At 60.1% G+C, this 22327-nt stretch carries 25 protein-coding genes; 14 read left to right on the forward strand and 11 right to left on the reverse strand.

The genetic code is table 11. The annotated features are described in order from the left end of the window. On the forward strand, positions 1-570 hold the full coding sequence (locus tag CS390_RS00480) for a cytochrome c oxidase assembly protein (RefSeq protein ID WP_099773235.1): 570 nt from the start codon (positions 1-3) through the stop codon (positions 568-570). A 12-nt stretch (positions 571-582) separates the two neighbouring features. Next, on the forward strand, positions 583-1470 hold the full coding sequence (locus tag CS390_RS00485) for a cytochrome c oxidase subunit 3 (RefSeq protein ID WP_099773236.1): 888 nt from the start codon (positions 583-585) through the stop codon (positions 1468-1470). Positions 1471-1476: 6 nt separating this feature from the next. On the opposite strand, the gene CS390_RS00490 is transcribed toward CS390_RS00485, so the two are convergent. Then, entirely contained in the window at positions 1477-1680 is a 204-nt protein-coding gene (locus CS390_RS00490) for a twin transmembrane helix small protein (protein ID WP_065759076.1), read from the reverse strand. Positions 1681-1740: 60 nt separating this feature from the next. On the opposite strand from CS390_RS00490, the gene CS390_RS00495 reads away from it, so the two are divergent. Genes CS390_RS00495 through CS390_RS00515 form a run of 5 tightly spaced genes read left to right on the forward strand, consistent with a single transcriptional unit; the run spans position 1741 to position 5645 of the window. Next, the gene (locus CS390_RS00495) at positions 1741-2481 is read left to right on the forward strand and encodes an SURF1 family protein (RefSeq protein ID WP_099773237.1); all 741 of its coding nucleotides are present in this window, start codon (positions 1741-1743) and stop codon (positions 2479-2481) included. Then, a complete protein-coding gene (locus CS390_RS00500; protein WP_099773238.1) occupies positions 2447-3040 on the forward strand; it encodes a hypothetical protein in 594 nt (197 codons plus the stop codon). Before CS390_RS00495 ends, CS390_RS00500 begins: the two co-directional genes overlap by 35 nt. A gap of 9 nt (positions 3041-3049) precedes the next feature. Further along, positions 3050-4132 (forward strand): heme A synthase, encoded by a 1083-nt coding sequence (locus CS390_RS00505; protein ID WP_099773239.1) that lies wholly within the window; start codon positions 3050-3052, stop codon positions 4130-4132. Then, complete coding sequence (cyoE, locus tag CS390_RS00510) at positions 4117-5016, forward strand: heme o synthase (protein WP_099773240.1); 900 nt, start codon at positions 4117-4119, stop codon at positions 5014-5016. Before CS390_RS00505 ends, cyoE begins: the two co-directional genes overlap by 16 nt. After that, the gene (locus CS390_RS00515; protein ID WP_065759071.1) at positions 5013-5645 is read left to right on the forward strand and encodes an SCO family protein; all 633 of its coding nucleotides are present in this window, start codon (positions 5013-5015) and stop codon (positions 5643-5645) included. Before cyoE ends, CS390_RS00515 begins: the two co-directional genes overlap by 4 nt. Positions 5646-5691: 46 nt before the next feature. Here CS390_RS00515 and CS390_RS00520 read toward each other — a convergent pair whose 3' ends face one another. From CS390_RS00520 to zur, 7 genes are all read right to left on the reverse strand, one after another. Next, the gene (locus tag CS390_RS00520; RefSeq protein ID WP_065759070.1) at positions 5692-6465 is read right to left on the reverse strand and encodes a MetQ/NlpA family ABC transporter substrate-binding protein; all 774 of its coding nucleotides are present in this window, start codon (positions 6463-6465) and stop codon (positions 5692-5694) included. A 60-nt stretch (positions 6466-6525) separates the two neighbouring features. Further along, a complete protein-coding gene (locus tag CS390_RS00525) occupies positions 6526-7197 on the reverse strand; it encodes a methionine ABC transporter permease (RefSeq protein WP_099773241.1) in 672 nt (223 codons plus the stop codon). Next, a complete protein-coding gene (locus tag CS390_RS00530; RefSeq protein ID WP_065759068.1) occupies positions 7197-8204 on the reverse strand; it encodes a methionine ABC transporter ATP-binding protein in 1008 nt (335 codons plus the stop codon). The genes CS390_RS00525 and CS390_RS00530 overlap by 1 nt, the downstream gene beginning before the upstream one ends. A 223-nt stretch (positions 8205-8427) precedes the next feature. After that, on the reverse strand, positions 8428-9141 hold the full coding sequence (locus tag CS390_RS00535) for a PA5502 family lipoprotein (RefSeq protein WP_065759067.1): 714 nt from the start codon (positions 9139-9141) through the stop codon (positions 8428-8430). A 144-nt stretch (positions 9142-9285) separates the two neighbouring features. Continuing rightward, complete coding sequence (gene znuB, locus CS390_RS00540; RefSeq protein WP_065759066.1) at positions 9286-10068, reverse strand: zinc ABC transporter permease subunit ZnuB; 783 nt, start codon at positions 10066-10068, stop codon at positions 9286-9288. Continuing rightward, complete coding sequence (gene znuC, locus CS390_RS00545; protein WP_065759065.1) at positions 10061-10840, reverse strand: zinc ABC transporter ATP-binding protein ZnuC; 780 nt, start codon at positions 10838-10840, stop codon at positions 10061-10063. The genes znuB and znuC overlap by 8 nt, the downstream gene beginning before the upstream one ends. Next, complete coding sequence (gene zur / locus CS390_RS00550) at positions 10840-11322, reverse strand: zinc uptake transcriptional repressor Zur (RefSeq protein ID WP_065759064.1); 483 nt, start codon at positions 11320-11322, stop codon at positions 10840-10842. The genes znuC and zur overlap by 1 nt, the downstream gene beginning before the upstream one ends. A 66-nt stretch (positions 11323-11388) precedes the next feature. Here zur and CS390_RS00555 point away from each other — a divergent pair, with 66 nt between their 5' ends. After that, on the forward strand, positions 11389-12306 hold the full coding sequence (locus CS390_RS00555; protein ID WP_065759111.1) for a zinc ABC transporter substrate-binding protein ZnuA: 918 nt from the start codon (positions 11389-11391) through the stop codon (positions 12304-12306). 26 nt (positions 12307-12332) lie between these two features. On the opposite strand, the gene CS390_RS00560 is transcribed toward CS390_RS00555, so the two are convergent. Together CS390_RS00560 and CS390_RS00565 are read right to left on the reverse strand one after the other, a co-directional pair. Next, positions 12333-13283: a homoserine kinase gene (locus CS390_RS00560; protein WP_065759063.1), complete on the reverse strand. Its 951-nt coding sequence runs from the start codon at positions 13281-13283 to the stop codon at positions 12333-12335. A gap of 64 nt (positions 13284-13347) precedes the next feature. Beyond that, the gene (locus CS390_RS00565; RefSeq protein ID WP_099773242.1) at positions 13348-13632 is read right to left on the reverse strand and encodes a DUF2782 domain-containing protein; all 285 of its coding nucleotides are present in this window, start codon (positions 13630-13632) and stop codon (positions 13348-13350) included. A 74-nt stretch (positions 13633-13706) separates the two neighbouring features. Here CS390_RS00565 and polA point away from each other — a divergent pair, with 74 nt between their 5' ends. After that, positions 13707-16469 (forward strand): DNA polymerase I, encoded by a 2763-nt coding sequence (gene polA, locus CS390_RS00570; protein ID WP_099773243.1) that lies wholly within the window; start codon positions 13707-13709, stop codon positions 16467-16469. Between the two features lie 293 nt (positions 16470-16762). Here polA and yihA read toward each other — a convergent pair whose 3' ends face one another. Then, entirely contained in the window at positions 16763-17395 is a 633-nt protein-coding gene (gene yihA, locus CS390_RS00575; protein ID WP_065759060.1) for a ribosome biogenesis GTP-binding protein YihA/YsxC, read from the reverse strand. A 194-nt stretch (positions 17396-17589) separates the two neighbouring features. Between yihA and CS390_RS00580 the strand changes: the two genes are divergently transcribed. The 5 genes from CS390_RS00580 (at position 17590) to CS390_RS00600 (ending at position 22243) form a co-directional block, all read left to right on the forward strand. After that, positions 17590-17880, forward strand: coding sequence for a cytochrome c5 family protein (locus CS390_RS00580; protein WP_065759059.1), 291 nt, complete (start codon positions 17590-17592; stop codon positions 17878-17880). Between the two features lie 46 nt (positions 17881-17926). Further along, positions 17927-18544, forward strand: a complete 618-nt coding sequence (locus CS390_RS00585) for a cytochrome c (protein ID WP_065759058.1) — start codon at positions 17927-17929, stop codon at positions 18542-18544. 200 nt (positions 18545-18744) lie between these two features. Then, a complete protein-coding gene (gene dsbA, locus CS390_RS00590; protein WP_065759057.1) occupies positions 18745-19374 on the forward strand; it encodes a thiol:disulfide interchange protein DsbA in 630 nt (209 codons plus the stop codon). 12 nt (positions 19375-19386) lie between these two features. Further along, positions 19387-20241, forward strand: coding sequence for an endonuclease/exonuclease/phosphatase family protein (locus CS390_RS00595; protein ID WP_065759056.1), 855 nt, complete (start codon positions 19387-19389; stop codon positions 20239-20241). 28 nt (positions 20242-20269) lie between these two features. Then, positions 20270-22243, forward strand: coding sequence for a GGDEF domain-containing protein (locus CS390_RS00600; protein ID WP_099773244.1), 1974 nt, complete (start codon positions 20270-20272; stop codon positions 22241-22243). Positions 22244-22327: the final 84 nt, after the last annotated feature.

Raw genomic sequence — 22327 nt, forward strand, 5'->3', positions numbered from 1 at the left:
ATGAGCGGGCAAATCGCCATGCGGACACTGATCGTCCGGCTGATGCTGCTGGCGGTGGTGATGTTCGTCTTTGGTTTTGCCCTGGTGCCGATCTACGACGTCATGTGCAAGGCCTTTGGCATCAACGGCAAGACCGGCGGGCAGTACGAGGGCAGCCAGGTCAGTGATCCGAGCCGTACGGTGAAGGTGCAGTTCATGTCGACCAATGCCAGCGACATGGTCTGGGACTTCTATTCCAAGTCAGATCAGTTGGATGTGCACCCTGGTGCGGTGAACCAGATGATTTTCGTGGCCCGCAACCCCAGCAACCGGCCGATGACGGCCCAGGCGATTCCGAGTATTTCGCCGGCCGAGGCGGCGGCGTATTTCCACAAGACCGAGTGCTTCTGTTTCAGTCAGCAGGTGTTGCAACCGGGTGAACGCATCGAAATGCCGGTGCGGTTCATTGTTGACCGTGACCTGCCCAAGGATGTGAAGCACCTGACACTGGCGTACACGCTGTTCGATATCACCGCTCGTCAGCCGCCGGTGGCTCAGGTGGCCGGCCAGGCTTCCAAGGGCGCTCGATAAGGAGAACACCCCATGGCTTCACATCAGCACTACTACGTACCGGCGCAGAGCAAGTGGCCGATCATTGCCACGATCGGGATGTTGATCACCATGTTCGGCCTGGGTACCTGGTTCAACGACATGAAGGCTGGTCGTCCCGATTCCCATGGGCCGCTGATCTTCTTCGTCGGGGCGCTGTTTCTGGCCTACATGCTGTTTGGCTGGTTCGGTTCGGTGGTCAGGGAAAGTCGAGCGGGGCTATACAGCCCACAATTGGACCGCTCATTCCGCTGGGGAATGTCCTGGTTCATCTTCTCTGAAGTGATGTTTTTCCTCGCCTTCTTCGGCGCATTGTTCTACGTGCGCACGCTGGCCGGGCCATGGTTGGGCGGTGATGGCGCCAAGGGCGTGGCACACATGCTGTGGCCAAACTTCGAGTTTGCCTGGCCGTTGCTGCAGACCCCTGATCCGAAATTGTTTCCACCGCCGAGGGAGGTCATCGACCCTTGGCATCTGCCGCTGATCAACACCATCTTGCTGGTCAGCTCGAGTGTCACCGTCACCATCGCTCACCACGCGTTGAGGAAGGACCATCGTGGGCCACTCAAACTGTGGCTTGGCCTGACCATCCTGTTGGGGATCTCTTTCCTGATACTGCAGGCCTACGAGTATCACGAGGCCTACACCAAGCTCGGTTTGACACTGGGTTCGGGGATCTACGGCGCAACCTTTTTCATGCTCACCGGTTTCCATGGTGCCCACGTGACACTGGGCACGGTGATCCTGCTGGTGATGTTCATCCGCATCCTGCGTGGGCACTTCAATGCCGACAAGCACTTCGGGTTCGAGGCCGCCAGCTGGTACTGGCACTTCGTCGATGTGGTCTGGGTGGGTCTGTTTATCTTCGTGTACGTGCTTTAGTCGGGCTTACCAAGGGGCGTGGGAAACCAGTTGGCCGCTATAGAGGCCCCATGTGATGAGCAGCAGGGTGGCGGCGGCCAGGCTCACCCGAATGGTGAGTGCTTTGAGCAGGCGGGTCGAGTGTCCTTCGTCCTTGACCAGAAAGACCAGGCCGCTGAACAGGCTGGCGATGGTCGCCAGCAGCATCAGGACAATCGCGGCTTTTAGCATGGCGAAACTCCGGGGGGATGCGATGACTTTCAGTATAGCGACTGACCGTGGGGTGGCCGGGTGAAGCCGTTCCGGCCCGGTGTACTGCCGACCCTGGTAGTGCTTTTGCTACTGCCCGGTCTGGTGGCGCTTGGCTGTTGGCAATTGAGCCGTGCCGAGCAGAAGCGTCAGTTGCTGGCCACGTATGCCGAGCGCCGCAGCGCCGATCTGGTGGCCGCTGCGCGGTTGCCGCTGATTGAGGATGCAGCCTATCGGCGGGTCAGGCTCTATGGCCGTTTCGACGCGCAGTACAGCCTGTTGCTGGATAACCGGATGCGTGATGGCCGCCCGGGCGTCGAGGTGCTGCAACCGTTCCATGACCAGCCCAGTGGGCTGTGGCTGCTGGTCAACCGTGGCTGGTTGCCGTGGCCTGATCGACGCACGCCCGTGCCCTTCAGTACGCCGGATCAACCCTTGAGTCTGGAGGCTTGGGTCTATGTGTCGCCCGGTGCGGCATTTCAACTGCAGGTCGATCCACAGGGCGGTGCCTGGCCGCATTTGGTGACCGCCGTAGACGCCACGCAGTTCTGGTCACAACTGCAACGCGAAGGTTTTGCCCACGAATTACGCCTTGAGCCTGGTCCGGCAGCCTTCAGGCTGGACTGGCCGGTGGTTGTCATGGGCCCGGAAAAACACCTGGGCTACGCCGTGCAGTGGTTTGCCCTGGCGCTGGCCTTGATCGCGCTCTACCTCTACTTCGGCTGGCATAACAACAAGGAGAAACGCCATGGGGACCATCATGAATCCATCCAGCACCTCTGACCTCAAGGCTCCGCAAGGGCGTGGTCGTGGTCGGTTGCAACTGCTGGTGATCCTGTTGCTGACGATCGGGCCGATGATTCTCGCTACCGGCATGTACAAGTTTCAGTTTTGGGTGCCCGACAGCCGTATCTACCACGGGGAGCTGATCGGCAATGGTCAGAGTCGCGCCGACCTTGGCGTGCAGGCTGACGAGCAACGCTGGCAGCTATTGGTCAGCGCGCCGAATGATTGCGCCATGGACTGCCAGCAACTGGTCTATCTGGCCCGGCAGATTCAAATTGGCCTGGGGCGCGATGCCAGCCGCGCAAGCCATGCCTTGGCCGTCGGACAAGCGTTGGCATCGGACTATCAGGCCAAGCTTGCACGTGAATACCCGCAACTGCAGCGCTACCCGCTGGACCTTGCCCAGTATGGCCGGATGAGCCAGGGCAAACCGGACGCTCAACTGTGGATTATCGATCCTCACGGCAACCTTGTGCTGCGTTACGACGCCAGGGCCAACGGCAAGGACGTGCTCAACGACCTGCGCCAGTTGTTGAAGCTTTCTAACATTGGTTAGGAGATGGTCATGGCCAGACCCGGTTATCGCCTTGCAGTGTTTGCTACGTTGTTGGCACTGGTGGTCATCTTGCTCGGTGCCTATACCCGCCTGACCCATGCCGGGCTTGGTTGCCCTGACTGGCCGGGTTGTTACGGTTTTCTCAGCGTGCCGAAGACCGAAGCGCAGTTGGCGCATGCCGAGTTGCATTATCCCGATGCGCCGGTGGAGGCCCATAAGGGCTGGAACGAAATGATCCACCGCTATTTTGCCGGGACCCTGGCGCTGGTGATTTCGATGCTTGCTGTGCAGGCGATCCGTCGTCATGGGCGCGATGGCCAGCCTTTCAAACTGCCCTTGGTGCTGCTTGGGGTGGTGGTGGCACAGGCGGCGTTTGGCATGTGGACCGTCACCCTCAAGTTATGGCCGCAGGTCGTGACGGCGCATCTGCTGGGCGGTTTCACCACCCTTGGCCTGTTGTTTCTGTTGAGCCTGCGCCTGTCACACGCGTTTGCCCCGTTACCGCTTTTGCCCGTGCGTTTACGCCGTCTTGCGGCCTTGTCGTTGTTGATGGTGATAGGCCAGATTGCCCTGGGGGGCTGGGTCAGTGCCAACTATGCGGCCGTGGCGTGTATCGATGTGCCCACCTGTCATGGTCAGTGGTGGCCGACGGCCGACTTCGCCAATGGTTTCCACCTGACCCAGCATATCGGTCCGAATTACCTGGGTGGGCAGCTGGACAGCGATGCGCGCACGGCCATCCATATCACCCACCGCCTCGGCGCCTTGTTGGTGACCGGTACACTGCTGGCACTGGCCTGGCAATTGCGCCGGTTTGGCCTCAAGCGGTTGGCGGCACTGGTGCTGGCGGTGCTGGCGGTACAGATCAGCCTGGGTATCAGTAACGTACTGCTCCATCTGCCATTGGCCGTGGCCGTGGCCCATAACGCTGGGGGGGCAGCCCTGCTTCTGACCCTGGTTCTGGTCAACTACAGCACCCGCCGTGTGGCTCAACCGAAAGTGCGTCGTGTGGGCCGCGAATGGCGACTGCGGCCTCTCAGTGCCGGGGGCGTTGTGCACTATCTGGGGGATAATCCATGGCAACGCTTCTGACTGAGGGTCGTAGCCAGGCAGGTTGGCGTGACTACCTTGAGTTGACCAAACCCAAGGTTGTGCTGCTGATGCTGATCACCTCGCTGGTCGGCATGTTTCTGGCCACCCGGGCAGGCGTACCGTGGACGGTGCTGATCTTTGGCAATCTCGGAATTGCGTTTTGTGCGGGTGCAGCGGCAGCGGTCAATCAAGTGCTGGACCGGCGCATTGATGCATTGATGGCCCGCACCCATAAACGTCCGCTGGTTGCGGGACGCGTGGCGCCTACCGCCGCACTGGCATTTGCCCTCTTGCTCGGCGTGCTGGGCATGGTCCTGCTGTTGACCTTTACCAATGCCCTCACCGCTTGGCTCACCCTGGCCTCACTGTTGGGGTATGCCGTGATCTATACCGGCTTTCTGAAGCGCGCAACACCGCAGAACATTGTTATCGGCGGCCTGGCCGGTGCGGCGCCACCGTTGCTGGGCTGGGTGGCCGTCAGTGGGCACCTCAGTGCTGAGCCCCTGCTGCTGGTACTGATCATCTTCGCTTGGACCCCGCCGCATTTCTGGGCCTTGGCCATTCACCGCAAGCACGAGTACGCCTTGGCAGATATTCCCATGCTGCCCGTGACCCATGGCGAGCACTACACCAAGGTTCACATCGTGCTCTACACCTTGATGCTACTGGCGGTCAGCCTGCTGCCCTATGCCATCCATATGAGTGGGCCGCTCTATCTCGGTTGTGCCCTGCTGTTGGGCGCGCGCTTCCTGCAGTGGGCGTGGGTGTTGTACCGTGGCAGTCGGCCGCACGCGGCGATCAAGACCTTCAAGTACTCTATCTACTACTTGTTCCTGTTGTTCATCGCGCTGCTTGTAGACCATTACCTACTGTTGAACCTATGACCCGAACCCAGAAAACAGTCTTTATCCTCGTTGCCCTGGTTGCCATCGTACTGGGGCTTACCATCAACAAAGTGATCACTACCAAAGGCCAGGCCAACCCCGCCGAGCTGATTGATGCCGGGATCATTCTGTTGCCGCAAAGTCGCAGTGTGCCTGCGCTGGAAATGACCGACCAGAATGGCCAGCCTGTGACGATGGACCAGTTGAAAGGCAAATGGTCATTGCTGTTCTTCGGCTACACCTTCTGCCCGGACGTTTGCCCGACCACCTTGGCGCAACTGCGTCAGGTAAAGAGCGAATTGCCAAAAGAAGCGGCCGAGCGCTTGCAGGTGGTTCTGGTCAGTGTTGATCCGAACCGCGACACGCCAACTCAGCTCAAGCAGTACCTGGGGTACTTCGATACGGAGTTTCGTGGCGTGACAGGCTCATTGGATACGACCCAGAAGCTGGCCAATGCGCTGAGCATTCCGTTCATTCCGGCCGACACCAGCAAGCCGAACTACACGGTTGACCACAGCGGCAACCTGGCCCTGCTGGGGCCGGACGGGAAGCAACGTGGTTTCATTCGTGCGCCCTTCAACAACCAGAAACTGATTGTCCAGTTGCCGGGGTTGGTCAAGCGTGATTGAGGGGGGATGTGCTGGAGCCGGTCAAACCGGCTCCAGCAGGTAGGTCTTAGAACGCTGGAACGACAGCGCCTTTGTACTTATCAAGGATGAACTGCTTCACCTCTGGGCTATGCAGTGCGCCAACCAGTTTCTTCATGGCGTCGGAGTCCTTGTTGTCCGGGCGGGCAACCAGAATGTTGACGTAAGGCGAGTCGCTGCCTTCGATGATCAGCGCATCCTTGGCCGGGTCCAGCTTGGCTTCCAGCGCGTAGTTGGTGTTGATCAGCGCCAGGTCGACCTGGGTCAGGACGCGCGGCAGGGTCGCGGCTTCCAGTTCGCGGATCTTCAGGCCTTTCGGGTTCTCGGCGATGTCTTTCGGCGTGGACAGGATGTTCTTGGCATCCTTGAGCTTGATCAGGCCCGCTTTCTCCAGCAGCAGCAATGCACGGCCGCCGTTAGTGGCGTCGTTAGGGATCACCACGTTGGCGCCCGACGGGATCTCGTCCAGCTTCTTGTATTTGCTCGAGTAGGCGCCCAGTGGCTCCAGGTGCACGCCGGCGACGCTGACCAGGTTGGTGCCCTTGCCCTTGTTGAATTCATCCAGGTACGGCTGATGCTGGAAGAAGTTGGCGTCCAGACGCTTCTCGGCAACCTGTACGTTAGGCTGGATGTAGTCGGTGAAGACCTTCACTTTCAGGTCCACGCCGTCTTTGGCCAGGCTCGGTTTGACGAACTCAAGGATCTCGGCGTGCGGCACGGCGGTCGCAGCGACGGTCAGGGTTTCGGCCGCCTGGGCGGAGAAGGCCGCAACGGCGGCGACAACAGCAAGCAGTTTTTTCATTCATCACTCCTTGTGAGGGCCGTTACGGCCCCCGGGTGTCGGCATGGCCGACCCATGGGGTTATTTACGGGAAAAATGCACAACCAGTTTGTCGCCGACGCTCTGCAGTACTTGAACCAGTACCAGCAACAGGACCACGGTGACCACCATGACATCAGTCTGGAACCGCTGATAGCCAAAGCGGATAGCCAGGTCACCCAGCCCACCAGCGCCGACGACGCCGGCCATGGCGGTGTACGACACCAGGGTGATGGCGGTGACGGTGATTGCCGCGAAAATACCTGGCCGAGCTTCTGGCAGCAGCGCGTTGACGATGATCTGTCGCGTGGTGGCACCCATGGCTTGCGTGGCTTCGATAATGCCCCGGTCTACTTCACGCAAGGCGGTTTCCACCAGGCGCGCGAAGAACGGTGTGGCTCCGACCACCAGCGGTGGAATGGCCCCGGCGACGCCCAGCGAGGTGCCGGTAATCAGTACGGTGATCGGGATCATCACGATCAGCAGAATGATGAATGGCAGCGAACGCAGGATGTTGACGATCAGCGACAACAGCGCATACACGCGCTTTTCTTCAAACAGCTGGCGCGGGCCGCAGAGAAACAGCAGCACGCCCAGCGGCAGGCCGAGCAGCACAGTGAAGAACAGCGAACCGCCGAGCATGATCATGGTGTCGACGGTGGCCAACCAGATTTCACTCCAGTCGACGTTGGCAAAGAAATTCAGGGCGTCCATTAACGCAGTACCTCCATATGAACGTCAGCCGCGTGGAAGCGGGCAAACGCCGCGTCCATGTCACCACCGGTGATGGCCAGGGTCAGTTGCCCATAGGGAGTGTCCTTGATGCGGTCGATACGTCCGGCCAGGATGCTGTAGTCCACCCCGGTTTCACGGGCGACGGTACCCAGCAGCGGCGCATAGGTGGCATCGCCCTGGAAGGTCAATCGCACGATCCGGCCCGGTACATGGGCAAAGTCGTCGCGCTGTTCGTTTTCGTCGATCTGTTCGTCTTCTTGAACGAAACGCTTTGTGGTCGGGTGCTTGGGGTGCAGGAACACGTCTGCCACCGGGCCATGCTCGACGATCTGCCCGGCGTCCATAACGGCCACCTGATCGCAGACGCGACGGATTACATCCATTTCATGGGTAATCAGGACGATGGTCAGGTTCAGCTCACGGTTGATCTCGGCCAGCAGTTGCAGCACCGAGGCGGTGGTCTGCGGGTCGAGGGCACTGGTGGCTTCGTCGCACAGCAGGATCTTCGGCTTGGTCGCCAGGGCGCGGGCAATGCCAACGCGCTGCTTTTGCCCGCCAGACAGTTGCGCCGGGTATTTCCTGGCGTGTTCGCTCAGGCCGACACGGGCCAGCAGCTCGCTGACGCGGGTGTCGATTTCACTGCGCGATAGCTCACCGGCCAAGGTCAATGGCAGGGCAACGTTGTCAGCAACCGTCTTGGACGCCAGCAGGTTGAAGTGCTGGAAGATCATCCCGACCTGTTGCCGGAAGCGGCGCAGCTCGTTGGCATTGAACGCGGTGACATCTTCACCGTCGACGATGATTTTCCCGCCGCTAGGGGCTTCCAGGCGGTTGATCAGGCGCAGCAAGGTACTTTTGCCTGCACCGGAATGGCCGATCAGGCCGAATACCTGCCCGTTCTCGACTCGCAGGTCGGTCGAATGCAGGGCGGGGATATCCTTACCGGCAACGCGGTAGGTTTTATGGACGTTTTGAAACTCGATCACGTAGCGAACCTTGTGGGGCGCATGAATTAGGGTCAGCGGATGGCCGGGCGCGCATTTTAGCCTGTTCACATAGAGGTTCTTAGCATTTATTTCGTAAACAACCAACGATACGGGAATAACGCGATCAGTGGTCAGTTGAGCGAAATGCTTGCCAAGACGGTCCGTGAGCCTGGGCGGGCCCGGAGCCGGCCGGGATACCCGAGGGGCGGCCCGGCAGCTGGTCTTAGGGGCGGCGCGGTGTCAGTACAACCTGGGCCGGCTGATTGCGGTGTATCTCATGGCGCTGCTGCAGCGCGAAGTCAGGTGCAAGCTTGTGCACGCGTTTGCTGAGCAGGGTGGCAAGCCACGGATAGTCCTGCTTGCGCGGTACCTGAAACAGCACGTCGCAGTCATAGTTGACGGTATCGCTGGCAATATCATCGAGTTGGCGGCGAAGTTCGCTCATCTTGCCAATCTTCAGGGCGATGACCGTGCTGGCTGCAGACGGGTCGATGAGCTTGGCCGCAGGGCGTGCTTCTGCGGCCTTGAGGGCGGCTTCGGCCTTGTCGAGCTCAGCTCTTCGCGCCTGGGTAATGGCACCGTTGACGCCGCCGGTCAGGGCTGGCGCCTTGGGCATCAGCGCACGGGCGCGGCTAAGGGCTGTGGCGGCAGCATTCACATCACCTTTCTGCAGTACGATCTGGCTGCGTTGCAGGTAGGCTTCGGCCAGTTGCCGCTGATATTGCTCCAGGCGACTGTCGCCCGGTGCTTGAGTTTGTAGCGCTGCGAGTTGATCTTCGGCGGTGGCCAGTTCGCTGCTGGCGATGCTTTGTTCCAGCTGCTGCCAGGCGTCTGGCGCCGCAGGCACGGCGGTGCTCTGCGCCGGGTTGCTTGAGCATGCGGCCAAGGCCAGGGAAAACGCGGCAAGGAGCAGATAACGGGAGGCGAACGGCTTCATTCCTGCGACTCTCTATTTGCGCAAAAAACGAGCAAGTCTACACCCAGCTCGCTGACTCGAAAATAACTCTTCAGAGTGTATGCGCGATTAAAATGTCGCAGGGTGCAACCTGTGTGGTTGTACCCTGCGCGACTGCGCCGCCGTTCAGCGCCGGGGAAGCGCCAGGCTAATCAAGAATAGCACTGCAGCGCAGACCACGATTGACGGCCCGGCCGGCGTGTCCTTGAACCAGGACAGGGCGAGCCCGCTGCATACCGCCACCACGCCTAGCAGGCTGGCACCCAGGGCCATCTGCTCGGGTGAGCGGGCGTGACGCTGGGCAGCGGCTGCCGGGATGATCAGCAGTGATGTGATCAACAGCACGCCGACGATCTTCATGGCCACGGCAATGACTACCGCGATCAGCAGCATCAGGGCCAGGCGCAACGCGGCCACCGGCAAGCCTTCGACCATGGCCAGCTCCTCGTGGACGGTCACGGCCAGCAAGGGCCGCCACAGGGCCACGATCAGCAGCAAGGCCACGCTGCTGCCGCCGAGTATCCAGGCAAGATCGCCCGGGCTGATCGCCAGCAGATCACCGAACAGGTAGGCCATCAGGTCGATTCGCACATCGTGCATGAAGCTGAGCACGACCAGGCCGAGGGACAGGGTGCTGGGTGCGAGAATCCCCAACAGGGTGTCGGACGCTAGCGGCTGGCGCTGTTGCAGGGTGACCAGCAGCAACGCCAACAGCAGACAACCCACCGTAACCGCCAGGGCGGGGCTGATGTCGAGTACGAAGCCCAGTGCCACACCCAGCAGTGCCGCGTGGGACAGCGTGTCGCCAAAGTAGGCCATGCGCCGCCAGACCACGAACGATCCCAAGGGGCCTGCAACCAGCGCCAGCGCCAAACCTGCAAGCAGGGCGTAGAGCAGAAAATCAGCCATGCTTGCAGTGGTCTCCGTGTACATGACCGGCTTTGGCCGGGGCAACCACGGAACCGTGCAGGTCGTGGGCGTGGTCGTGGTGATGGTGGTAGATCGCCAGGCTTGGCGCGTTGTTGCCGAACAGCTCGACAAAGGCCGGGTCGCCGCTGACTTGCTCGGGATGCCCGGAGCAGCAGACATGCCGGTTCAGGCAGACAACCTGATCGGTGGTGCTCATTACCAGGTGCAGGTCATGGGAGACCATCAGTACACCGCAACCGTGGCGGTCGCGCAGCCGGGTGATCAGGCTGTACAGCTCGGCCTGGCCCGCCACGTCGACGCCCTGTACCGGTTCATCGAGCACCAGCAGCTCGGGCTCGCGCAGCAGCGCCCGGGCCAGCAGTACGCGCTGCATTTCACCGCCGGAAATGCTCTGGACAGGGCTGTCGATCACCTGCTCGGCACCCACTTCCTTGAGGGCTGCCAAGGCTGTATTGCGGTCTACGCCGGGCACCAGGCGCAGAAACCGTAGAACCGAAAGCGGCAAGGTCGCATCGACGTGCAGCTTCTGTGGCATGTAGCCAATACGCAGCTTGGGTTTGCGCCAGACTTTGCCGCTGTCGGGCTTGAGCAGCCCGAGCACCGCGCGTACGAGGGTCGTTTTGCCTGCGCCGTTGGGGCCGATCAGGGTGACGATCTGGCCAGGCTCGACACTGAGGTCGATGTTGTCGAGCACCGACTGGCTAGCGAAGCCGACGCTCACCTGCTCCAGGCGAATCAGGGCATTGCTCATCACGCGCTCCGGCAACTGGCGCAGAGCCCAACCACTTCGACGGTCTGCGTTTCAACCGTGAAACCGACCTCCTTGGCGCTGGCAACGATGGCATCGCTGATCGACGACTGTTCCAGTTCGAGCGCGACATGGCATTCGCGGCAAATCAGGAACTGCCCTTGATGGACATGCTCTGGATGGCTGCAGCCCATGAAGGCATTGAGCGACGCAATTCGGTGAACCAGGCCGTTTTCCAGGAGGAAATCCAGTGCCCGGTACACCGTCGGTGGCGCGGCGCGGCGACCGTCTTGCTCACTCAGCACGGCCAGGATGTCGTAGGCGCCCAAGGGTTTATGGCTCTGCCAGACCAACTCCAGCACGCGTCGACGCAAGGCGGTCAGGCGCAGGCCCTGGCGGACACACAGCGCGTCGGCCTCGGCCAGGGCGCTGTGGACGCAGTGGGAGTGGTCGTGGGGGCGATTGGCCAGCGGTGTAGTAGGCATGAGCAGCGACGGTTCTTGTGAGAGACGTTATTATGTTACCTGTTCCTGAACCGTTGAGTGGCTATCGTGTCCCGATTTTTTGCCCTTTTTGTCGCTTTTGTCTCCAGTCTTGTCGTCTTGGCGCCAGCGCAGGCCGAGGTCCGTGTATTGACCAGCATCAAGCCGCTGCAGTTGATTGCGGCTGCGGTCCAGGACGGTGTTGGTACGCCCGAGGTGCTGCTTCCACCGGGCGCTTCGCCTCACCATTACGCCCTTCGTCCCTCGGACGTGCGGCGGGTTGCCGAGGTCGACCTGCTTTACTGGATTGGCCCTGATATGGAAGGTTTTCTGCCGCGCGTGCTGAGCAGCCGCAACAAGCCCAGCGTGGCCTTGCAGGCTGTGCCGGGGTTGCAGTTGCGCCATTTTGGCGAAGACAGCCACTCCCACGAGTCGACGGACGAGCATGATCACGATCATCGTCCGGGTAGCCTGGATGCGCACCTGTGGTTAGCACCGGCCAATGCCCGGGTGATCGCCGCGAAAATGGCGGCTGACCTTGTGGCCGCCGATCCGGCCAATGCTGCCCGCTATCAGAGCAACCTGAGCGCGTTCGAGCAGCGCCTGGATGCCCTCGACCTGCGCTTGAAGGCTCGATTGGCGGGTGTTTCCGGCAGGCCGTACTTTGTTTTCCACGAAGCGTTTGATTACTTCGAGGCGGCGTACGGCTTGCAGCATACTGGCGTATTCAGTGTCGCCGCCGAAGTGCAGCCCGGTGCCCAGCACGTTGCTGCCATGCGCAAGCGTTTGCAGGAAGTCGGCAAGACGTGCGTCTTCAGTGAGCCGCCGCTGCGCCCACGACTGGCCGAGACCTTGACGGCCGGCTTGCCGGTACGTCTGGCCGAACTGGATGCACTAGGGGGCAATACCCCAGTGACCGCCCAGGGCTATGAGCAGGTGCTGGAGAAGCTTGGCAATGACCTGGCGGGTTGCCTGGAGGCGCTCTAGACAGCCGCCTCCGTGCAATAACCGGCTTAGAGCGCGAACGGCAACGCCACGCTGACTTGCTGGCGCGCTGCCAGGCGCACTTCGAAATCGGCAGGGTCGTGAATCAATACATCCATGCCCGCGAAGGACTCTGCCGCAATAAGCCGTGACAGCCAGAAGCGTACACAGGCTATCCGCAGCATGACCGGCCAGAGTTGCGCTTCTGCCGCCGTGAAGGGGCGCAGTGCCGCATAGGCACCCAGCAGCGCCCTGGAGCGCGCACCGTCGAGCTGCCCGGCATCGTCACAGCACCAGTCGTTCAGGGTAATGGCCAGGTCGTAGAGCATCGGCCCGGAGCAGGCGTTGTAGAAGTCGATCAGGCCCGTCAGGTGCGTGCCTTCGAACAGCGCATTGTCACGGAACAGGTCTGCGTGCAGGTTGGCGCGCGGCAAGGCCATGATCTGCGCGTGGTGCGTTCTGATTTCCTCCAGGCAGGCTTGCAGCAGCTGGCGTTGATCCGCGTTCAGGCGCGGCATCAGCTCGGCACCGGTTTGCAGCATCCAGTCCAGGCCGCGGTCGGTTTTACGCTCCAGCACATGCTCGCAGGTCGCCACATGCAGGTGGCCAAGCAGTTCGCCAACCTGATGGCAATGCTGGTTGTTCGGCTCCTTGATGTGCTTGCCTGGCAGTCGCGGTTGCAGCAAGGCCGGCTTGCCGGCCAACTCGCGCAATGCCACGCCGTCCGTGGTCCGCAATGCGTATGGCACAGGCAGGTTGGCTTCGTGCAGGACGTCCAGCAGTTCAATAAAGAACGGCAGGTCCTGGATTGGCCCGCGCTCGACCAGCGTCAGCACAAACTCACCCTGTTCGAGGCTGACGAAGAAGTTGCTGTTTTCGGTTCCGGCGGCAATGCCCTGGAAATCCCGAAGGCGGCCCAGGCCATAAGGGGCCAGAAAGGTTTCCAGCTCAGGCCGGGTCAAAGGGGTGAACACAGACATGGTCAAAACTGCTCGTTCGGGCACTTCGGCCAGGAAGTGCCGGGTTGATGTTAGAGGTCGCGCGTTACCACTCGAAAATCTTCCAGGATGGAATCAGCATGTCCGGTTGATCTGAGCGGATAAAGTTGGCTTCGGTGCCGTCGGCGCGAACCAGAAAGTAAGGTTTGCCATGCTTGGGGGTAATCTTGATGGCATACAGAAAACCATTCTGGCGGTACTCCTGAATGGTTTTATCGCCTTCCTGGCGAATGGTGACGTCCGGATCGGGCGACGGTGCATCATCCGCAGCCATCGACGCGAACGGAGTAGCCAGGAGCCCTAGCAGCAACAGGCGATTTAGTGTGCGCATGATAACCTTGTCCCTTTGTCGTCAATGATCCGGACATTCTAGCGCCGGGCCCGCCGAAAAGGTTGATTCTGCTCATGAGCCAAGCTCCCCTCGTCCTGGTGGACGGTTCTTCCTACCTGTACCGCGCCTTCCATGCGCTGCCGCCACTGACCACCTCCAAGGGCCTGCCAACCGGTGCGGTCAAGGGCGTGCTGAACATGCTGAAGAGCCTGCGCAAGCAGTATCCCGGCAGCCTGTTTGCAGTTGTTTTCGATGCAAAAGGCGGCACGTTTCGCGACGAAATGTTCGCCGAGTACAAGGCCAATCGGCCCAGTATGCCGGATGACTTGCGGGTGCAGATCGAACCGCTGCATGCCAGCGTGCGTGCACTGGGGTATCCGCTGCTTTGTGTAGAGGGCGTCGAAGCCGATGACGTGATTGGCACCCTGGCCCGCAGCAGCGCGGCTGCCGGACGTCCGGTGATCATCTCCACAGGCGACAAGGACATGGCGCAACTGGTCGATGGCCACATTACGCTGGTCAACACCATGACCGGTAGTGTGCTGGACGTGGCTGGCGTGAAGGAGAAATTCGGCGTCGGTCCCGAACACATCATCGACTTCCTGGCTCTTATGGGTGACAAGGTCGATAACATTCCTGGCGTGCCAGGGGTGGGCGAGAAAACCGCGTTGGGCCTGCTGACTGGTGTTGGTGGCGGTCTGCGCGATCTCTACGACAACCTCGACAAGGTGCCCAGCCTGGCTATCCGGGGGGCCAAGACCCTGCCGGCCAAGCTTGAGGAGCACCGCGACGCCGCGTTCCTCTCGTATGAACTGGCGACGATCAAGCTCGACGTCCCGCTGGATATCGAGGTTGACGCACTGGTGTGCGGTGAACCCGACCGCGAAGCCTTGCTGGCGCTGTACACCGAGTTGGAGTTCAAGAGCTGGGTCGAGGAGCTTCAGCGTGAGGCCAAGCGTGAAGGCGTGGCGGTTGCCGAGGTGGCAGAGCAGCCAGCGGTCGAAGTGAAGTATGAGACCATCCTTGACCAAGCGCGCTTTGACGTCTGGCTGGAAAAACTGAAGAAGGCCACGCTGATTGCTTTCGACACCGAGACCACAGGTCTTGATGCTCAGCAGGCGCAAATTGTCGGTGTGTCGTTTGCTGTGGAGCCCTTTGAGGCGGCCTATGTTCCGTTGACTCACTCCTACATGGGTGTGCCCGAGCAACTTGATCGAGACGCCGTGTTGTTGGCGCTCAAGCCGATCCTGGAAGACCCGAATACACTGAAAGTCGGCCAAAACGCCAAATATGACATGAATATTCTGGCCAATTGCGCGATTGGCGGTGATCAGGCAAACGGTATCGCGCTGCGTGGTGTGGCCTTCGACACCATGCTGGAGTCCTACGTGCTGGATTCCACCGCGACCCGTCATGACATGGACAGCCTGGCGCTCAAGTACCTGGACTACACCACTATTTCCTTTGAGGACATTGCCGGGAAAGGTGCCAAGCAACTGACCTTCGACCAGATTTCGCTTGAAACGGCCGGCCCCTACGCGGCCGAAGATGCCGATGTGACGTTGCGTCTGCATCAGGCATTGCAGGCACGCTTGGCCAAGACACCGAGCGTGCTGCCGGTGTTGAACGAGATCGAGATGCCGCTGGTGCCGGTGCTGGCGAAGATCGAGCGTCAGGGGGCACTGGTCGATGCCAAGCTGCTCGGTGCTCAGAGCCTTGAGCTGGGCGAGAAACTGGTCGCGCTGGAGCGTGAAGCCTTTGCGATCGCGGGTGAAGAGTTCAACCTGGGCTCGCCTAAGCAGTTGGGGGTGATTCTGTACGAAAAGCTCGGCCTGCCGATCCTCAGCAAGACCGCCAAGGGCCAGGCTTCCACGGCTGAGGCTGTGCTGGCGGAACTGGCCGAACAGGACTACCCACTGCCCAAGGTGCTGATGCAGTACCGCTCGCTGAGCAAGCTGAAAAGCACCTACACCGACCGTCTGCCCGAGCAGATCAACCCGCGCACCGGGCGTATCCATACCTCGTATCATCAGGCCGTGGCGGCCACCGGTCGTTTGTCCTCAAGTGATCCAAACCTGCAGAACATTCCGATTCGCACCCCAGAGGGGCGGCGTATTCGCCAGGCGTTTGTTGCTGCACCCGGTTACCGTCTGTTGGCTGCGGACTATTCGCAGATCGAGTTGCGCATCATGGCTCATCTGGCCAAGGACGAAGGCCTGTTGCATGCGTTCCGGCACAACCTGGACGTTCACCGGGCTACGGCCTCCGAGGTCTTCGGCGTTGCCTTGGAAGACGTTACAAGCGACCAGCGGCGCAGTGCCAAGGCGATCAACTTCGGCTTGATCTACGGTATGAGCGCTTTCGGTCTGGCCAAGCAGATTGGTGTCGATCGCAAGCAGTCCCAGGCCTATATCGACCGCTATTTCTCACAGTACCCAGGCGTGCTGGCGTACATGGAGCGCACGCGTGCTCAGGCTGCCGAGCAAGGGTTTGTCGAAACCCTGTTCGGTCGCCGCCTGTACCTGCCGGACATCAATGCAAAGAACCCGGCACTGCGCAAAGGCGCGGAGCGCACGGCGATCAACGCACCAATGCAGGGTACTGCAGCCGACATCATCAAGCGGGCCATGGTGGCGGTAGACAACTGGCTGAACGATTCCGGACTGGATGCTCGGGTGATCCTGCAGGTTCACGATGAATTGGTGCTGGAAGTACGTGAAGACCTGGTCGATCAGGTGCGTGAACAGATCCGTCCGTACATGAGCAGCGCCGCGCAGTTGGATGTTCCGCTGCTGGTGGAGGTAGGTGTGGGCTCGAATTGGGATGAAGCGCACTAAATAACCCTGAAAAAGCTGCGGCATATCGTCGCGGCTTTTTGGCTGGGTACACGCTGTTAGTCGTGGAAATTCTATGTGCTATCGCAAATAGTTTCTAAACGCCCGGAACTAATCGGGTGAACCACGACTCAGAGTAACTGAATGGGTGGTGAAGCCCTTCGATGCTCCTATGTTGTGTTAAGTGTTGGCAGATATCTGGACCCCGCCCTAGCGGTCCGGAACTTGAACCCCGAACTTCCCCCTCCCCATACGAAGTCCGGGGTTTTTTTTGCCTTGCGTTTGGCGCCTGGCCCTTATTCTGCGGGCTTGTCGGCCAACTCCATCCAGTTCGCCAGAACGCCGTAGGCTTCTTCCAGCCCTTGGCGCTTAGGGGCGGAGAACAGCTGAATGGTCACCCCTTCGCCCCAGCCCTTGCGGATTTCCGCTTGCACCTTGAGCAGGGTGTTTTTTGCCGCGCCATAGGTGAGTTTGTCGGCTTTGGTCAGAAGAATATGCATCGGCATGTTACTGGCCACTGACCAGTCGAGCATCATCTGGTCGAAGTCGGTCATGGGGTGACGCACATCCATCATCAGAATCACGCCCCGCAGGCTTTCGCGGCTGCCCAAGTAGGCCTCCAGGTGGCGCTGCCAGTGCTGTTTGAGCGGGATTGGGACCTTTGCATAGCCATAGCCTGGCAGGTCGACCAAACGCCGTTCTTCGTCCAGACTGAAAAAATTGAGTAACTGGGTGCGACCGGGTGTTTTCGAGGTGCGTGCCAGGCTGGCGTGGGTCAGCGTGTTTAGAGCGCTGGACTTGCCGGCGTTGGAGCGCCCGGCAAAGGCCACTTCATAGCCCTGGTCGTCTGGGCACTGGTCGACTTTGGCGGCGCTGAGCGCAAATTTGGCCTGTTGGCAGAGGCCGAGAATGGGGTTTTTTACGTGCATGGGGTATCCGCTTGGGGGCTTGTCCGAGGCAGGCTCGGCAAGGGGTGTCGTTTCCGTTTCGATAACGGGAGTATATAATGCCGCAGATTTTGTGTGCGCTTTATCCCAGCGTAGGATGAGGTTCACGGGGGGACCCGATTCAAGCTTGCGCGTTAGAACGCAGTGCAGGCCCCCAGCCCTGAAAGGTCGTTCGCATGACGAAATGGCTGTTGGTTACCGTTGTCTTGGTACCGTTTTTCAGCGCTCAGGCTACACAGGATCCCGAGGCGTTGTACAACCGCGCATGCGCGGCGTGTCATGCCGGTCAGCTGCCACAGGCACCGAAACCAGGTGATCGTGCAGCCTGGGAACCGAGACTGGCGCAGGGTATGGAGACGTTGGTGGTGCATGTCACCCAGGGTTTCAAGGCTATGCCGCCGCGTGGATTGTGCATGGACTGCAGTGCCGAAGACTACCGGGCGATCATTCAGTGGATGATCCGATAGTATCGATACATAACTCTTTCACCCTTAGCCGTAGTTGGATTAGCTGATGAACAAACTACTCGTGAGTCTGCTGTTGACCTTGGGCGTCACCGGCGCTGCAAATGCCGCTGGCAATCTTGTTGGCGATGCCGCTGCCGGTCAGGGCAAAACTGCTGTATGTGGCGCTTGTCACGGTCCAGACGGTAACAGCATGGCGCCGAACTTCCCGAAACTGGCTGGCCAGGGTGAGAAATACCTGGAGAAACAGCTGCATGATATCAAGTCGGGTAAGCGCACCGTGCTGGAAATGACCGGTCTGCTGACCAACCTGAGTGATCAGGACATGGCAGATATCGCGGCCTACTTCGCTAGCCAGAAAGGCAGTGTCGGCGCCGCCGATCCAAAACTGGTCGCGGCCGGTGAAGCCCTGTTCCGCGGTGGCAACCTTGAAAAAGGCATGCCAGCCTGCACCGGTTGCCACTCGCCTAATGGCGCTGGCCTGGCTGCTGCCGGTTTCCCGCACCTGGGTGGCCAGCATGCGCAGTACGTCGCCAAGCAATTGACCGACTTCCGTGAAGGCAACCGTACCAACGACGGCGACGCGATGACCATGCGTTCCATCGCTGCCAAGCTGAGCAACAAGGACATCGAGGCAGTATCGAGCTACATTCAGGGTCTGCACTGATCCTTGCGGCGTAACGTTGTGCGGGGCTACATCTCTCGCAATGTTAACGTGCCGTTAATGCAGCTGCGAAAGCATGAAAAGGGTGGCTAGGGCCGCCCTTTTTTGTACCTGCTACCGTTACACTATCGAACTCAGGCCTGTGTCGATCTGTCTGAAGGCAGGTCGCGTTGTGGCGACTCATCACTGCTCAGGAGTAAAGCATGCGTAATCTGATTCTCAGCGCCGCGTTGGTCGCCGCCAGCGTCTTTGGCATGTCCGTCCAGGCCGCCGAGCCGCCTGCAGACGGTAAGTATGTCGAGCTGAACAATCCTGTGCCGGTTGCTGTGCCTGGCAAGATCGAGGTGGTGGAGCTGTTCTGGTACGGCTGCCCGCATTGCTACAGCTTTGAGCCGACCATCAACCCATGGGTCGAGAAGCTGCCAAAGGACGTCAACTTTGTGCGCGTACCTGCCATGTTTGGCGGCGCCTGGGATGCCCATGGCCAGATGTTCCTGACCCTGGAAGCCATGGGTGTCGAGGGTAAGGTGCACAGTGCTGTATTCAACGCGATCCAAGTGGAACACAAGCGTCTGACCAAGCCTGAGGAAATGGCCGACTTCCTAGCGACTCAGGGCGTCGACAAGGACAAGTTCCTGGCGACATTCAATTCCTTTGCGATCAAGGGCCAGGTTCAGAAAGCTCGCGATCTGGCCAAAAAATATGAAATCAGCGGTGTTCCGACCATGGTTGTCAACGGTAAGTACCGTTTTGACCTGGGCTCTGCCGGCGGTCCAGAGGAAACCATCAACGTGGCTGACCAGTTGATTGCCAAGGAGCGCGCCGCCCAGTAAGCGGCGATTGCCATGCGGCGTTGGAAAACTGAACGGTGTGTTGGCCTGCATGATCCGCAGGTCAACGAACACCATTTGCAGACCAGTAGCCTCCCGAAGGACGGTCGTCTGCGCCTGCTCAGTTTCAATATCCAGGTGGGGATCAGTACCGAGCGCTACCGCCACTACCTGACGCGTAGTTGGCAGCACCTTTTGCCTACCACCGGCCGTGCCGGTAACTTGCAGAAAATTGGTGACCTGCTCAGCGACTTTGATCTCGTCGCCCTGCAGGAGGCCGATGGTGGCAGCTTGCGTTCAGGTTTCGTCAATCAGGTCGAGTACCTGGCGCAACTGGGTGCCTTCCCTTACTGGTATCAACAGCTCAATCGCAACCTTGGCCGTTTCGCTCAGCACAGCAATGGCGTACTCAGTCGCCTGAAGCCGCAGTTGCTGGAAGACCATCCGCTGCCCGGTCCTTCGGGTCGTGGTGCGATTCTGGTGCGTTTTGGTGAAGGGGACGATGCGTTGGTCGTGGTGATGATGCACCTGGCACTGGGTGCACGGACCCGTGCGCGTCAACTCGCCTACATTCGTGAACTGATTGGTGGTTATCGTCATCAGGTATTGATGGGCGACATGAATACCCATGCCAGCGACCTGCTGGAACACTCGCCATTGCGTGATCTCGGTTTGGTTGCCCCGCAGGTGCAAGCCACGTTCCCCAGTTGGCGGCCGCAGCGTTGTCTTGATCATATCTTGCTCAGCCCCAGCCTCACGCTGGAGCGCTTCGAGGTGCTTGCCCAGCCCATTTCCGATCATCTTCCGGTCGCGGTTGAGATTCGTTTGCCTGATGCCCTTGCGATGGATACGCTTCCGGCCGTGAGCTAACTGCCCCTACTCCTTTGCGAAATCAGGCATGACCGAAGAAGCCCAGCGCTGGAAAGAGAAATACCTCAAGAGTATTGAGCAACAAGAAAAGCTCGAGCGCCGCTGGGAAGCTCGCCTTGACCTTCTGCGCCGGGGCTTGGTACGCAGCACATTGGCGGCCGAAGGCAGCGATCTGGCTGTTGATAAGTGCATGAAAGAGATGCGCGATGTCATCCGCACCGACAATATGGACGCTGCACTGGCAGGCTTGATTCCGCGGTTGGAAAAAGCCGTATTGGACTCCGAGCAGCGTCGGGAAACCCGAACGGCACAGATCGGCACAGCGCTGGCGGCATTAGTGAGCCAGTTGCAAGCATTGCCGTTGCCGAGTGAGGTCACTCGGCCGCTGAAAAAATTTGCCAAACAACTGGATGCTCGCGCGAGTCAGCCTCGTGAGATGCCTTTGCTGCTGGGCGAGCTGAGTAGCTTGCAAGGCCAGGCGATTGCTGCGCTGGACAAGCCAGAAGAAGCCGGCCGCCCAGGTTTTTTGCAGCGGTTGTTCGGTAACCGCGAAGCGGCATCAGAGGCGCCCGCAGTACCGACAACGGTTGCCAGCACAGCCTCTAAGGCCGTTGAGGTTGAGTTCGAGGCCGCTGTTGTTGAATCAGCGCCTGTTGCATCGCCTGCCGAGGTTGATGCAGATGAGCTGCATCCGCTGCCTGAGCCCGTTGCCGAGGCGGCCAGCGAGGCGGTGATGTCCGTGCAGGTCGAACCCGCGGCCGCCGAGCCTGTGCATGTGCCCTCTCCTCCAGTCGCTGCGCCGCTTGAGGCATTGGCAGCGGAGCCAGCATCTGAACCTGAGCGTCCTGAAGCACCGGAGACCGGGGCCGATGTTCCACCGCTCGCTGCCGATATCCCGGAGGATCAGGCCACTCCCGCCGAAGAGGCGTACGCACTGCCCGAAAACACCGAGCCTAGCTACAGTTCGGTCGCCAGTCATATTGAAGAGACCCTGCTGGGCTTGCTGGATGATCTGACGCTTCCCGAGCGGCACAAGGCCCAGGCGCAATCCATGCGCGAGCGCCTGCAGCATGGCCTGAACTGGTATGAGCTGTTGCCGGTCCTGGACGATCTGGTCGTGCTCATGCTGGCTATCACCAGCAGTGGCCAGCATGAGTTTGAAGCCTATCTGCAGCAGGTCAATGAACGCCTTGAGTCTTTCCAGAGTCATCTGCAGGAAGCCAGTGAAGGGCATGCCGATAGCCGGACAGCTGCCCGCGATCTGGATAGCCAGTTGCGTGAACAGGTTGATGGCCTGCAAAGCAGCGTGCAGGGGGCTGCGGATCTGGAGAGCCTCAAACACATTCTGGATAACCGCCTGGAAGGATTGCTGGGAACGATTGACATACACCAGCAGCAGCGCGATCAGCGTGAACAGGAAATGGCCGAGCGGTTGCGTGGCTTGGCTGAACGGGTCACGCATATGGAGCAGGAAGCCCAAGGCTATCGTGAGCACCTGGAAGAGCAGCGGCAGAAGGCCTTGATCGACCCGCTGACCGGCCTGCCCAACCGTGCGGCCTGGTCCGAGCATCTGGAGCGTGAGATGCAGGCTTGGCAGGCACAGGGTGGCCACCTGTTGGTCGCGATGCTTGATCTGGACCATTTCAAAAGGATCAATGATAACTACGGGCATCTCGCTGGCGACAAGGTGCTAAAGATCGTTGCCAACGAACTGCGCAAGCGCTTGCGCGGGCGTGACTTTATCGCCCGGTTTGGTGGTGAAGAGTTTGTGTTGTTGATGCCGCAGAGCAATCTGCTCAGTGGATGCCAGCAGGCCGAAATCCTGCGGGCGGCGGTCGAGGCCTGCCCATTCCACTTCAAGGGCGAGCGGGTAACGATCACCCTCTCGATAGGCGTCACTGCGCTACGTGATGGAGAGCGCAGCGACATTGCTCTCAAGCGCGCCGACGAGGCGTTGTATCGCGCCAAGCACCAAGGCCGTAACCGCGTCGAACAAGGATGAGCACTATATAGTTATCACCGTTTGCGCCATCGCTAGAGAGGGTACGTTATGCTATTGCATTACTGATACCCATAGATGTGCCCT

The sequence above is a fragment of the Pseudomonas sp. HLS-6 genome (assembly GCF_002753995.1).
Lineage (GTDB): Bacteria > Pseudomonadota > Gammaproteobacteria > Pseudomonadales > Pseudomonadaceae > Aquipseudomonas > Aquipseudomonas defluvii.